General features: G+C 62.0%; 13 protein-coding genes and 1 riboswitch. Of the genes, 11 read left to right on the top strand and 2 right to left on the bottom strand.

The genetic code is table 11. The features are described 5' to 3' along the window. Positions 1–59 precede the first annotated feature (59 nt). Positions 60–1,676, top strand: coding sequence for an FMN-binding glutamate synthase family protein (locus tag LHAB_RS13140; protein ID WP_090047039.1), 1,617 nt, complete (start codon positions 60–62; stop codon positions 1,674–1,676). Here LHAB_RS13140 and LHAB_RS13145 read toward each other — a convergent pair. After that, positions 1,655–2,629 (bottom strand): HD-GYP domain-containing protein, encoded by a 975-nt coding sequence (locus tag LHAB_RS13145; RefSeq protein ID WP_090047042.1) that lies wholly within the window; start codon positions 2,627–2,629, stop codon positions 1,655–1,657. The two genes, LHAB_RS13140 and LHAB_RS13145, sit on opposite strands and share 22 nt — an antisense overlap. A gap of 72 nt (positions 2,630–2,701) precedes the next feature. After that, the gene (locus tag LHAB_RS13150) at positions 2,702–3,901 is read right to left on the bottom strand and encodes an ABC transporter substrate-binding protein (RefSeq protein ID WP_090047045.1); all 1,200 of its coding nucleotides are present in this window, start codon (positions 3,899–3,901) and stop codon (positions 2,702–2,704) included. A gap of 250 nt (positions 3,902–4,151) precedes the next feature. Here LHAB_RS13150 and LHAB_RS13155 point away from each other — a divergent pair, with 250 nt between their 5' ends. From LHAB_RS13155 to thiE, 10 genes are all read left to right on the top strand, one after another. Beyond that, entirely contained in the window at positions 4,152–4,943 is a 792-nt protein-coding gene (locus tag LHAB_RS13155) for a sulfite exporter TauE/SafE family protein (protein ID WP_090047048.1), read from the top strand. Between the two features lie 12 nt (positions 4,944–4,955). Beyond that, entirely contained in the window at positions 4,956–6,761 is a 1,806-nt protein-coding gene (locus tag LHAB_RS13160; protein WP_090047051.1) for a nitrite/sulfite reductase, read from the top strand. Between the two features lie 91 nt (positions 6,762–6,852). Then, on the top strand, positions 6,853–7,230 hold the full coding sequence (locus LHAB_RS13165) for a DUF934 domain-containing protein (RefSeq protein WP_090047053.1): 378 nt from the start codon (positions 6,853–6,855) through the stop codon (positions 7,228–7,230). 132 nt (positions 7,231–7,362) lie between these two features. Further along, entirely contained in the window at positions 7,363–8,118 is a 756-nt protein-coding gene (locus LHAB_RS13170) for a phosphoadenylyl-sulfate reductase (RefSeq protein ID WP_090047056.1), read from the top strand. A gap of 45 nt (positions 8,119–8,163) precedes the next feature. Continuing rightward, positions 8,164–9,114 carry a sulfate adenylyltransferase subunit CysD gene (gene cysD, locus LHAB_RS13175; protein ID WP_090047059.1) on the top strand — a complete coding sequence of 317 codons (951 nt, stop codon included), beginning with the start codon at positions 8,164–8,166 and terminating at the stop codon, positions 9,112–9,114. Positions 9,115–9,206: 92 nt separating this feature from the next. Further along, positions 9,207–10,487: a sulfate adenylyltransferase subunit 1 gene (locus LHAB_RS13180; RefSeq protein ID WP_090047062.1), complete on the top strand. Its 1,281-nt coding sequence runs from the start codon at positions 9,207–9,209 to the stop codon at positions 10,485–10,487. Between the two features lie 165 nt (positions 10,488–10,652). Beyond that, positions 10,653–10,982, top strand: coding sequence for a ferredoxin FdxA (fdxA, locus tag LHAB_RS13185; RefSeq protein ID WP_090047065.1), 330 nt, complete (start codon positions 10,653–10,655; stop codon positions 10,980–10,982). A gap of 64 nt (positions 10,983–11,046) precedes the next feature. Continuing rightward, positions 11,047–12,084 (top strand): NAD(P)/FAD-dependent oxidoreductase, encoded by a 1,038-nt coding sequence (locus LHAB_RS13190; protein ID WP_090047068.1) that lies wholly within the window; start codon positions 11,047–11,049, stop codon positions 12,082–12,084. Between the two features lie 26 nt (positions 12,085–12,110). Then, positions 12,111–12,213, top strand: a riboswitch (TPP riboswitch). A 62-nt stretch (positions 12,214–12,275) separates the two neighbouring features. Beyond that, a complete protein-coding gene (gene thiM, locus LHAB_RS13195) occupies positions 12,276–13,115 on the top strand; it encodes a hydroxyethylthiazole kinase (RefSeq protein ID WP_090047071.1) in 840 nt (279 codons plus the stop codon). A gap of 7 nt (positions 13,116–13,122) precedes the next feature. Beyond that, positions 13,123–13,776: a thiamine phosphate synthase gene (gene thiE, locus LHAB_RS13200; RefSeq protein ID WP_090047073.1), complete on the top strand. Its 654-nt coding sequence runs from the start codon at positions 13,123–13,125 to the stop codon at positions 13,774–13,776. The last annotated feature ends 1 nt before the right edge of the window (position 13,777 follow it).

Here is a 13,777-nt window from a genome sequence, read left to right on the forward strand (position 1 = left end):
GATGGGAGCCACCCCTGCGCGTGTCGGCCCTTGTCGCCGGGTCTTTTGGAGAGCAGACCATGGCCCGTCAATCTTTCTCGCGTTACCTCCCCTGGCTGGTCACTGCCCCGGCCGCCCTCCTCGCCTGGCCCGTCTCGGCTTGGGCCAGTGCCGGCTTTGCTGGGCTGTTTGTATTGGGCTGGATGGACTTCAAGCAAACCAAACAAGCGGTGCGGCGCAACTACCCGCTGACGGGTCGATTGCGTTACGGGCTGGAATACATCCGGCCTGAAATCCGGCAATACTTTCTGGAAGACGACGAGGAAAAACTGCCTTTTTCGCGCAACCAACGTGCCATGGTCTACGCCCGCTCCAAAGTGCAAAACGACAAACGCGGCTTTGGCAGCATCAAGGACATGTACCACGCGCAATCCGAGTGGGTGACGCATTCCCTGCAGCCCACCGATCTGGACCCGGCCAACTTCAGGATCACGGTGGGCGAAGGCCAGTGTCAGCAGCCCTATGCCTTGTCGCTGCTCAATATTTCCGGCATGAGCTTCGGGGCTTTGTCGCCCAACGCCATCAAGGCTCTGAACAAGGGGGCCGCGATGGGGCAGTTTGCGCACGACACCGGAGAGGGCAGCATCTCCCGGCATCACCGCGAACCGGGCGGCGATTTGATCTGGCAAATCGCCTCGGGCTATTTTGGTTGCCGCACTCCCGAAGGCCGGTTTGACCCCGTGCGGTTTGCCGAGCAGGCCCGCTCACCCCAAGTCAAAATGATCGAGCTGAAACTGTCTCAAGGGGCCAAACCTGGCCACGGCGGGGTTTTGCCCAAAGCCAAAGTCAGCCCCGAGATTGCCGAAGCACGGGGCGTGCCCATGGGGCAGGACTGTGTGTCCCCGGCCCGGCATTCGGCCTTCAGCACCCCGCTGGAGCTGTTGGGGTTTTTGGGGCAGCTGCGCCAACTCTCGGGCGGCAAGCCCGTGGGCATCAAGCTGTGCGTGGGGCATCCGGCCGAATGGTTCTCGCTGGTCAAGGCCATGCTCGAGACCGGTCAAACGCCCGATTTCATCGTGGTGGATGGCTCCGAGGGTGGCACAGGTGCCGCGCCCATCGAGTTTGCCGACCATGTGGGCATGCCTTTGCGTGACGGGCTGCGCTTGGTGCACAACAGCCTGGTGGGGGCGGGTCTGCGCGATCGCATCAAGATCGGCGCCTCCGGCAAGGTGATTTCGGCCTTCGACATGGCCCGCTGTCTGGCCTTGGGGGCCGACTGGTGCAACGCGGCGCGGGGCTTCATGTTCGCGCTGGGCTGCATCCAGTCGCGCAGCTGCCACACCGACCACTGCCCCACGGGCGTGGCCACGCAAGACCCGGTGCGCCAACGCGCCATTGTGGTGACCGACAAGGCCGAACGGGTGTTTTACTTTCACGCCAACACCTTGCACGCCTTGGCCGACCTGGTGGGCGCGGCGGGGCTGCAAAAACCCGGCGACATCACACCGCACCACCTGATGGTGCGAAATGGCGACGGACAAGCCCGCACATTGGCTTCCAACATCGACACCCTGGTGTCAGGCCAGCTTGTGAGCGCTGCGCAAGCCACCACGCTGCCCAGCCCCTTTGCAGAATTTTGGAGCGCCAGCGATGCCGGTCACTGGGGCGTGCCGGATCAGACACCGGGAAAGCGGTAACCCTCTTGCACGAACAAAGCCACACAGGCTTGCACCAGATCGGCATCAAACTGGATGCCCGATGAGACCAACAAAACCTGCAAAGCCTGGTCCATGGTTTGAGCGCTCTGGTAAGGACGGTCTCGCGTCATGGCGTCCAGCATGTCCGACATGCCAATGACCTGGGAACCCCGCAAGACATCTGCGCCTTTGAGCCCCAAGGGATAGCCGCTGCCGTCGATGCGTTCGTGGTGCTGGGCGATGTAGGCCTTGACCGGGCCTGCGAATTCAATGTGGTTGAGCATGTCCAGCGCGGTCATCACATGCTTTTGGATTTGCTTGACCTCCGCCTGGGACAACATCTCAGTTTTGCCCAAAATCCGCGATGGCACCGTGACCATGCCCAGGTCATGAATCAAGGCGGCCAAGATCACCGCCTCCACCTCGTCGGGGCGCCACTGAAGCTTTCGGGCCAGGGTCCCGGCCAGATCAGCCACGCGCCGTTGGTGACCGATCGAGTCCGGGTCGTGCACCTCGAGCACGGTGATCAGCGCCTGCACCACGCCCATGAGGGCCGTTTCGGCCACAGAAGAGGACATCGCCAGCGCTTGCGCCGAACTGCTGCGCACCAAGGTGCACAGCACCAGCCGTTGGCCGGACAGGTTCACTGATCGGGCGCTGATCACCAGCGACAAACTTTCCCGGTCCTCGTTCAAGGCCGTCACGGCCATGGGTGGCATGGCCAAAGGCAAACTGGTCAAGGACACCAGCGAGCGAACCACCTCGGGCTGACGCCAGCCCCCTTCATCCCAAAAAACAGTGCCCTGCAACGACGCTGTGGCGCGCCCCAGCCATTGGGGCCAAGCCGGGTTGAGGCCTTCAATGCGACCGCTGACCGGATCCACCAGAACCAAACCCGCATCGGCCTGGGCCAGCATGAGTTGGTCTGGATCGTCGAACTTGTCTTCCTTCATGGGCACGGTCTAAAGAGGGTTGAGGAGAGACCCACAGCATAGGGCATCCCATCTGGCCAAGGCAAACCGGACTCACTTCATCGCTTCTGCCGGGCGGCGCGCTCTGACATAGGCATCGCTGGGCTGGTAACTCTTGCCATCGGCATAGCGCCACTGCACCATGGTGCCCTTGCCGCCACGCTGGTCGAGCTTGCCCACATAAGCGCCCATGGTGGACTGCTGGTCAATCGCGCGGAACTCGGCCGGACCAAAGGGCGTGCTGAATTTGAGGCCACGCATGGCGGTCACCAGCTTCTCGTTGTCGGTGGAGTTGGCTTTTTTGATGGCCGCAAAGATCGCCTGCATGGTGGCGTAGCCCACCACCGAGCCGACCTTGGGGTTTTCGTTGAACTTCTTGTAGTAGTTGGCGGCAAAGCTGGCGTGGTCTTTGTTGTCGAGCTGGTCCCAGGGGTAGCCGGTCACGATCCAGCCCTTGGGGGTTTCGTCTTTCAACACCTCCAGGTACTCGGGCTCGCCCGAGAGCAGCGACACCACAGGCGTCTTGGGGAAAATGTTGCGCTGGTTGCCTTCGCGCACCAGCCGGGCCAGGTCGGCGCCAAAGGTCACGTTGAAAATCGCATCGGGCTTGCTGGCCATGGTGGCCGTGAGGGTGCTGCCCGCGTCGATCTTGCCCTGGGCGGGCCACTGCTCGCTCACAAACTCCACATCGGGACGCTTGGCTTTGAGCAGCTCCTTGAAGCTGGTCACGGCGCTTTGCCCATATTCGTAGTTGGGCGCAATCGTGGCCCAGCGCTTGGCGGGCAGCTTGGCCGCTTCTTCGACCAGCATGGCCGACTGCATGTAGGTGCTGGGCCGCAGACGGAAGGTGTAGCGGTTGCCCTTGTCCCAAACGATGGCGTCGGTCAAAGGCTCACTGGCCACAAACAGGCGTTTGCTTTTGGCGGCGTGGTCGGCCAAGGCCAGACCCACATTGGACAAAAAGCCTCCGGCCAGCACATCCACTTTTTCTTTGGACGTCAACTCGATCGCGTGGCGCAGCGCCTCGTCGGGCTTGCCTGCGTCGTCTCGGGCAATCACCTCGACCTTGCGACCCAGCAGGCCGCCTTGCGCGTTGATCTCTTCGACCGCCAGCTGCCAGCCTTGTTTGTAGGGCTGGGTGAATTGGGGGATGGCGGAGTAGCTGTTGATCTCACCGATTTTGATCGGGGCCTGGGCAAAAACAGGGGACAGGGCGACCGCAGTCAACAGGCCCGTGGCAATAAGGCGGTTCATAACAATGGTCCTAGGCATAAGGTGGGAAGGCGTCACTGTACCAGCCGACTTTCGCCCTGTCGCCAAGAGGTCACCAAACAGCGGGGCATCACCGACTCGACCACGACCGGAGCCTCTCGTCAGTCGGACCCGCGCAGTCGGGCATCCCTGCACAGACCCATGCATCAACGGGCCTCTTATAAGCATTCAACATATATACCCAACTAAAAAATCGTTTGTTTTGGCATAAAGCCCCATTACAGTCGCCGCCATGGTTGATTTCGCTTATGTCTTTGCAGGTTTTTTCGTCGGCTTTGTGGTGGGCCTGACGGGTGTGGGCGGCGGGTCCTTGATGACGCCGATCCTGATCTTTTTCTTTGGCGTCAAGCCGTACATGGCCGTGGGCACCGACTTGCTGTTTGCGGCCTTCACCAAGATGGGCGGCACTGTGAGTTTTGACCGCCAACGTATCGTGCCTTGGCGCGTGGTGGGTTTACTCAGTGCGGGCAGCATCCCAGCGTGTCTGGTGACTTTGGAATTTTTGCGCTGGGTTGGCCCGGCCTCTGCCCAAGTGCAGTCGCTGATGACCACAACGCTGGGCGTGGCTTTGCTGCTCACCGCTGCGGCCATGCTTTACAAAGCGGTGCGTGGCCAACAAGTGCCTCGCCACTTGGCCGCCGCCGACGAAGCCCGCGCCAGCACCCCTCGCCACTGGAGCCTGCCGGTGCTCTTTGGTGCGTTGATCGGCACTTTTGTCACCCTCACCTCGGTCGGTGCGGGTGCCATTGGCGTGACCGTGCTGCTTTTGCTCTACCCGCTTTTGCCCCTGCCGCGCGTCGTTGCGGCAGATGTTGCCTATGCCGTGCCTCTGACCCTGGTGGCAGGCCTGGGTCATGCGTCCTTGGGCTCGGTCGATTGGCCATTGCTGGCCAAACTGCTGGTCGGTTCTTTACCGGGCATCTGGCTGGGCTCGCACCTGACCCACCACACGCCTGACCGCGTGATCCGCTCCTTGCTGTCCGTCTTGCTGGCCTGGGCTGGCACCAAACTGGTTTTGATCTGAAGAAGAACCCTCATGTACCAATACACCGAATTTGACCAACAGTTCGTGCGCGCCCGCGCCGCACAGCACCGCGACCAACTCGAGCGCTTTGAGGCCGGCCAGCTGAGCGCCGACGAGTTCAAGCCCCTGCGTCTGCAAAACGGCTGGTACGTGCAACGCTACGCGCCCATGCTGCGTGTGGCTGTGCCGTATGGCGAAATTTCGGCCCCTCAGCTCCAAGTGCTGGCCCAAATTGCCCGTGAGTACGACACGCCCGAGCCCGCCCTGTTGGCCAACGCACAAGCCACCCAGAACAAGATTGCGGGCCTGGCCCCCAAGCTGAACACGAACTGTGGCCACTTCACCACCCGCCAGAACGTGCAGTTCAACTGGATTCCCTTGTCCAAATCGGCCGACGTGATGGACCTTTTGGCCAGCGTGAACCTGCACGGCATCCAGACCAGTGGCAACTGCATCCGCAACACCACCACCGACGAGCTGGCCGGGGTGGCGGTGGACGAAGTGGTCGATCCCCGGCCCTACGCCGAGCTGATCCGTCAGTGGAGCACGCTGCACCCCGAGTTTGCGTTTTTGCCGCGCAAATTCAAGATCGCCATCACGGGCGCTGATGAAGACCGCGCCGCCATTGGCTGGCACGACGTGGGCCTGCAGATGGTCAAAAATGCAGCGGGCGAGGTGGGCTTCAAGGTGCTGGTGGGCGGCGGCATGGGCCGCACGCCTTCGGTGGGCTCGGTGATCCGCGAGTTCCTGCCTTGGCACCAGATCATCAATTACCTCGAGGCCGTGATCCGCGTCTACAACCGCTGGGGACGCCGCGACAACATCTACAAAGCCCGCATCAAAATCTTGGTCAGGGCCGAAGGCCAGCGCTACTTTGACGAGGTCGAAGCCGAGTACCAAGACATCTTGGTCCAAGACGGCGGCCTGCACACCATCCCCCAAACCGAGTTCGACCGCGTGGCCGCCTGCTTTGCTGCACCAGCCTTGAACTTGCCAGCCGCCACCGCCGATTGGGTCGCTCAGGCCGAAGCCGATGTCGGCATCGAAGCGGCCAAAACACCCGCCTTTGCCCGCTGGCTGGCGCAAAACGTCAAGCCCCACCAGAACCCGGCCCTGCGTGCCGTGAACCTGTCCTTCAAGCGCCCGGGCCAAGCGCCGGGCGACGCCACCGCCGATCAGCTCGATGCTGCTGCTGCACTGGTGTCCCAGTTCTCCGCAGGCGAAGCCCGCGTGACCCACACCCAAAACCTGTTGCTGCCTTGGGTGCGCCTGGACCAGCTGCACGCCCTGTGGCTCGAGGCCAAGGCACTGGGCCTGGCCCAACCCAACATAGGCCTCTTGACCGACATGATCGCCTGCCCCGGCGGTGACTACTGCGCCCTGGCCAATGCCCGCTCCCTGCCGTTGGCGGCGGCGATCACCGAGCGCTATCAAGACCTGGACGAGTTGAACGACCTGGGCCGCATCGACTTCCACATCAGCGGCTGCATCAACTCGTGTGGTCACCACCACTCGGGCCACATCGGCATTTTGGGCGTGGACAAAGACGGCAAGGAGTGGTACCAGGTCACGCTGGGCGGCTCGGACGGTAAAACGCTGTCTGGCCCCTCCGGCCCCGGCAAAGTGGTTGGCCCCGCCTTCTCCTCGTTCGAAGTGCCCGACGTGGTCGAAGCGGTTTTGGACACCTACAAAGCGCTGCGCCTGCCCGCCCAAGGCCGCCACGAATACTTCATTGAAACCCTGCGCCGCGTAGGCCAGGACCCGTTCAAGGCAGCGGCCAATGCAGCACGCCACCCCGCCGAGGAAACCACCGCCTGAACATCCCTGCAGGAGGCCACCCCTGCGGCCAAACTGTCCATTCGCGCGCAGGGACGCGCCCCCACAAGCCCACACAGCCAAGCCAGCACCCATGAAAATCATCACCGCCCCAGAACACCACAGCACTGAATCGCCAACGGTCATCACACTGGCCAACGACGCCGACCCCCGCACGCTCGACCTGAGCGGCGTGACACGCATCGACCTGCAATTTCCCAAATTCACCGACGGCCGCGCTTACAGCCAGGCCTTTTTGCTGCGTCGCCGTTTGGGCTTTGAGGGCGAGTTGCGCGCCACCGGGGATGTGCTGATCGACCAATTGGTGCAGATGCAGCGCACCGGTTTTGACGTGGCCGTGTTGCGAGAAGGCGTGGACGCCTCGGCAGCGCAACGGCAGTTCGACCGCTTTGCCGGGTTTTACCAAGGCTCGGCTGTCGGCACAGAACCCCCATTTGCGAAAGCCGCCTGAAAAGAGCCTGTATTCCCGCCTGTGCGCTAGCCACTTTGCGGGCGCGAACCCCTGCTCGTGAATGCCATCAGGCATCACTGCACGCATTCGGCCTCAAGGGCGAACTTCCACAGAAAAAACACAACCCACTGCATGACTTCCAGCCTGATTTCTGCCCGCAACGCCCCGGCCAAAGCCACGGCGCACAACGCCAAAGCCAGCACTGAATTTGGGGCCAAGTTGGCCGAAACCGAGGCCCTGCTGCGGCGCGCGGCGGCCGAGTTCCAACCCGTGTCCCAAGCCTCCAGCCTGGGCGCCGAGGACGTGGTGATCACCCACCTCATCAACCGCCTGCAACTGGCCATCCCGGTGTTTGTGCTCGAAACCGGCGCGCTGCACACCGAGACGCTGGCCTTGCTGGAGCGCACCCAGGCGCATTCGCGCTCGCCTGTCCAAGTGTTCCGTCCGGTGCAGGCATCGGTGATCCAGTTCGTGCGCGAGCGAGGCCAGGACGCGATCTACCAAAGCATCGCGCTGCGCAAGGCTTGCTGCAGCATCCGAAAAATGGAACCGCTGGCCCGTGCCCTGAAGGGCCACAAAGCCTGGATCACGGGGCTGCGCCAGGAGCAATCCAACGCCCGGGCCGAGGTTCCCCTGTTCGACACCAGCGAAGAAGCCGCCAAAAACCTGGCCAAGTTCAACCCCCTTGCCAAGTGGACCTGGGGCGATGTGTGGCACTACATCGCGACCAACCAGGTGGACTACAACCCTTTACACGACCAGTTTTTCCCGAGCATTGGCTGCGCGCCTTGCACCCGGGCCATCAGCTTGGGCGAAGCGTTCCGCGCCGGGCGCTGGTGGTGGGAGGACGAGGCGGCCAAGGAATGCGGACTGCACGTCAAGAAATGATTTCTGTGGGCACTTTCCCACACCTAAACCAACAACGAGAACCTCATGACCGCCACCACACCCACCGAGCTGCACACCCTGAGCAATGCCCACCTGGACGCGCTTGAAGAAGAAACCATCTTCATCCTGCGCGAAGTCGCCGCCGCCTTCGAGCGCCCCACCCTGCTGTTTTCGGGGGGCAAGGATTCGTTGGTCATGCTCAAGTGCGCCGAAAAGGCTTTTGGAGGCCAAACAAGCCCCTCCGGTAGCGGCCGCATTCCCTACCCGCTGCTGATGATCGACACCGGCCACAACTTCACCGAAGTGACCGATTTCCGCGACCTGCGGGCCAAGGAGCTGGGTGCTGAACTCATCGTGCGCAGCGTCGAAGACTCCATGAAACGCGGCACCGTGCGCCTGGCCCACCCCGGGGAGAGCCGCAATGTGCACCAGTCGGTGACGCTGCTCGAAGCGATCGAAGAATTCCGCTTTGATGCCCTGATTGGCGGCGCCCGCCGTGACGAAGAAAAGGCCCGCGCCAAAGAGCGCATCTTTTCGCACCGAGACAGCTTTGGCCAGTGGCAGCCCAAGGCCCAGCGCCCCGAGCTGTGGACGCTGTTCAACCACAAGCTGCAGCCCGGCGAGCACTTTCGCGTGTTCCCGATCAGCAACTGGACCGAGCTGGACGTGTGGCAGTACATCGTCCGCGAAAAGATTGCACTGCCGTCGATTTATTACACCCACAAACGTGAAGTGGTGGACCGCAGGGGACTGCTGGTCCCCGTGACCGAACTCACGCCCCCCAAAGACGGTGAAGAAGTGGTGGTGCGTGACGTGCGTTTTCGCACCGTGGGGGACATCACCTGCACCTGCCCGGTGGAAAGCACGGCATCGACACCTGAACAAATCGTGATCGAGACGCTGGCCGCCGACGTGAGCGAGCGCGGCGCGACCCGCATGGACGACAAGACCTCCGAGGCGTCCATGGAAAAACGCAAAAAAGACGGTTATTTCTGACAAGCGCCCTTCGTCATGGCGAGCCAAGCGTGGCCATCCATGGATGGCTTCGTGCCTCGCAATGACACCCCTGCCTAAAAAGTACTCACACCATGCACAATGACAAACACTTTTCTGCCCTCAAGTTCATCACCTGTGGCTCGGTCGACGACGGCAAGAGCACCTTGATTGGCCGCCTGCTGGTGGACACCAAAGCCGTGCTGCAAGACCACTTGGCGGGCGTTCAGCGCTCGGGTGAGACCGATTTGGCCCTGCTGACCGACGGCCTGAGTGCGGAGCGCGAGCAAGGCATCACCATCGACGTGGCCTACCGTTACTTCAACACGGAGGCACGCAAGTTCATCATCGGTGACGCGCCCGGCCACGAGCAGTACACCCGCAACATGGTCACCGCCGCCTCGAGCGCCGACGCTGCGGTGGTGCTGGTCGACGCCATCAAACTCGACTGGGCCAAGCCCGAGCTGCAGCTGCTGCCGCAAACCCGCCGCCACGCCTTGCTGGTCAACCTGCTGCGCGTGCCGTCCATCGTGTTTGCCATCAACAAGCTCGACGCCGTGGCCGATGCCGCTGTGGCTTACCAGAACATCGCAGGCGCCTTGAACCAGTTTGCCAAGGAAGCGGGCATCACGGTCAAAGCCATGGTCCCCGTGTCGGCCCTCAAGGGTTGGAACATTGTCGATTCGCAACCAGATTGGTGCGGCTACAGCGGCCCGAGCCTGCTGAGCATTCTTGAAGACCTGCCGGTCACGCCCGCCGAAACCGATGCCGCCTTCAGCTTCCCGGTGCAGTGGGTCGAAAAATGCCATGACTCCGGTGTCACCAACCAAGGCCGCCGCGTGTTTTGGGGCCGCGTGGCAACCGGCAGCGTTGAGCCAGGCCAAACGGTCAACGTCTTTCCGAGCGGTCAGACCGCCGTGGTGTCCCAAGTGCTGTCCGCCACCCGCCAGCCGCAGGGCCAAACCGCCGGTCACAGTGCCGGCCTCGTGCTGGATCGCGAGGTGGATGTGTCGCGTGGCGACTGGCTGCTGGCCGAAAAATCGGAAACTTTGGGCGCCCCCGAAGGCCAACGTCAGCTGAGCACCACCATCGCCTGGATGGACGACGAACCGCTGGTGGTCGGCCGCCAGTACTGGGCGCTGCACGGCCACCGCTGGGTCAAGGTCAAAGTGCAGCGCGTGGTTCACCGACTGAATGTGAACACCCTGGCCGAAGAAGAGGCGACCGAGCTGCCCCCCAACGCCATCGGCCACGTGACGCTGGCGCTGCAGGAGCCGCTGGCGACCCTGCCCTTTGCCCAATCGCGCACCTTGGGTGCGCTGGTGCTGGTGGACACGGCCAGCCACAGGACCGCAGGGGCGGTGCTGGTGAACTGATCACGTACCCCTGCCGGTGGTCGTTTGCCTCTGCGCAAGAATGCGGTAAGTGGCTGCAACCCCTTTCGCGAGCAGGGACACGCTTGCGCGGGGGGCAAACGATCTCCCTTAAAATCTACAAATCTGCTCATATCTGATCGAGCAGACCCATTTTCAGAGCCCATCATGACCCACGTTGTTTCCGAATCCTGTATCCAGTGCAAGTACACCGACTGTGTGGACGTTTGCCCGGTGGATTGCTTTCGCGAAGGCCCCAACTTCCTGACCATCGACCCCGATGAGTGCATCGACTGCGCTGTGTGCATCCCCGAGTGCCCGGTCAATGCCATCTTTGCCGAGGAAGACCTGCCGGCTGACCAGCAGCACATGACGCAGCTCAACGCCGAGCTGGCCGTGTTGCCCGGCTGGAAAAGCATCACCAAGCGCAAAACCCCGTTGGCCACCGCTGACGAATGGAAAGACAAGACCGGCAAGCTGTCCGAGTTGATCCGCTGAACTCTTTGAAGGGCCGAACCATTCAGCCCAAAATTTCGGCCCTTTTTTCTCGCAAGCCGCCCCCATGACCACCCCCATCGACACCGAAGCGCTGGTCATTGGCGCAGGCCCCGTGGGCCTGTTTCAGGTGTTCCAGCTGGGCCTGCAAGGTGTGCATTGCCATGTGGTTGACGCCCTGCCCCATGTGGGCGGCCAATGCGCCGAGCTGTATGGCCCCAAACCCATCTACGACATCCCGGGCATCCCCTTGTGCACCGGTCAAGAGCTGATTGATCGCTTGCAGCAGCAAATGGCGCCCTTCAAGCCCAGCCTTCACTTGGGCCAGCAAGTGGACAGCCTAGAGCGCCTGCCCGATCAGCGCCTGCAAGTGCGCACCAGCACAGGCCAGACGTTTTGCACCCGAACCCTGTTCATCGCCGCTGGCGTGGGCGCTTTTGTGCCGCGCCGCCTGGTGCTCGATGGCCTTGCGGCTTTTGAGGGCACGCAAGTCTTTGCCGAGCACCTGGAGACCGAGCGCTGGACAGGCCAACACCTGGTGGTGGCGGGCGACGGCGACGCCGCCTTGCAAACCTGCTTGGATGCCTGTCAGGGCCCGCAAGCCGCTGCCAGCGTCACCTTGCTGCACCGCCGAGACCAATTCAGCGCCGACCCGGCCTTGACCGCGCAAATGCGCCAAGCCTGTGCCGATGGCCGCATGCGTTTTGTGGCCGGTCAGCCCACGGGCCTGCGTACCGATGGCAGCCGCCTGCAAGCCCTGGAACTGCTCAACCCGCAAGGCGAGACAGAGTGGCTGAGCCTCGATGTGCTGCAAACCTGTCTGGGCCTCTCGCCCAAATTGGGACCTGTGGCGCAATGGGGTCTGGCCATGGCGCGCAAACAACTGGTGGTCAACACCGAAAACTTCGGCACCTCCGAGTCGGGCATTTTCGCGGTGGGCGACATCAACACCTACCCGGGCAAGAAAAAGCTGATCCTCTGCGGTTTCCACGAAGCCACCTTGGCTGCGTTCGGGGCGCTGGCGTTGCTGCGGCCCGAAGAAAAGACCCTGCTGCAGTACACGACAACGTCCACCTTGCTGCACCAGCGACTGGGCATCGCATAAAATCCAACAGCGCCGCCAAGTTGCGGCGCATTCGCTAGGGGTGTTGAAGGCCAAACAACCTTCGACTGAGAAAGTCCCTTTGAACCTGATTGAGGTAATCCTCGCGCAGGGAAGCTTGTCAAAAGAACGGCGTCCGGTTTCGGCCGCATGACGTTCCCAGCCAGCCGACCTGCCATTACGAAAGAAACGTCATGGCACTCTCTAATCAATCTCTTCTTGCCGCGGACGACTTGTGGTCCGACATACTTGCTGTTCGCAACGGCAGCCCCCTCGTGCACAGCATCACCAACTGGGTGGTCATGAACTTGAACGCCAATGTGCTGCTCGCGGCAGGCGCATCGCCCGTCATGGCTCATGCCCACGAGGAGGTCCAGGACATGGTCAGGATCGCTCAAGCCCTGGTGCTCAATATTGGCACGCTTGAGCCCTACTGGGTACAAAGCATGACACTGGCTATGGTGGCCGCGAAAGCACGTGGCATTCCTGTCGTGCTCGACCCCGTGGGCGCTGGCGCCACCCCATATCGCAACCAAACCCTGGAAACATTGCTAGAGGCTGGTCACCCCACAGTGATACGCGGCAATGGCTCAGAAATCATGAGCACCGCAAATGCGGCCATCAAAACCCGAGGTGTCGACAGCAGCGCCAGTGCCAACGACGCATTGGATGCGGCCCAAGCTCTGGCCAACCGTACTCAAGGCGTTGTGAGCGTCAGTGGTGAAACTGACCATATTTTGGACGCGCATGGGCGTATGGCACGACTGAACAATGGCCATGTCTGGATGACCCGAATTACCGGTGTGGGTTGTTCTCTGACCGCCCTCATTGGCGCCTTTTGCGCTGTCCAGCCAGACGCTTGGCGTGCCACCACAGCCGCCATGGCCCTGATGAGCATCGCTGGCGAGCGGGCCGCTGAACAAGCGCAGAGCCAAGGCCTTGGGGTGGGCACCATGGCAGCGCTGTTGCTCGATAACCTACAAGGTCTGACCCAGTCAGAATTCCTTGCGCGACTCAAACTTGACTTGGGTTGACAACCCGATGAACAAACTGGTGCGCATAGCGCGCGAACAATTGCGTCTTTACTTGGTGACCGATTCGGAGCTTTGCCGAGGTCGCACTCTGAGTGATGTCGTCGCCGCTGCGGTGCGTGGCGGTGTTACTTGCGTGCAATTGAGGGAAAAAGATCTCAACACACGAGAGTTTGTAGCCCGGTCACAGGCCCTCAAATCCTTGTTAGCCCCCTTGCACATTCCTCTGGTGATCAACGACCGCGTTGACGTGGCCCTTGCCTGCCAAGCCGATGGCGTTCACTTGGGTCAAAGCGACATGCCTGTCGATTTGGTGCGCACAATATTACCGCCACACGTCTTCATTGGCCTGTCGGTAGAGAATGATCGCGACATTGCTCAGGCGATTGACTTGCCAGTGGACTACCTGGGCATCAGCCCGGTGTTCGCGACGCCCACCAAAACGGACACCCAAACCCCTTGGGGTCTGATGGGGCTCCAACGTGCTCGCGCCATGACCAGCTTGCCACTGGTGGCTATCGGCGGCATCCACGTCGGCAACGCTGTTCAGGTGATCCATTGCGGTGCCGACGGCTTGGCCGTTGTCAGCGCAATATGTGCTGCCGAGGACCCCGCAGCAGCTGCAACCGAATTGCGCTCCATCATGCAACCCCACTTCCACTAGG

This window comes from Limnohabitans sp. 2KL-27, from assembly GCF_001269345.1.
Taxonomy (GTDB): domain Bacteria; phylum Pseudomonadota; class Gammaproteobacteria; order Burkholderiales; family Burkholderiaceae_C; genus Limnohabitans_A.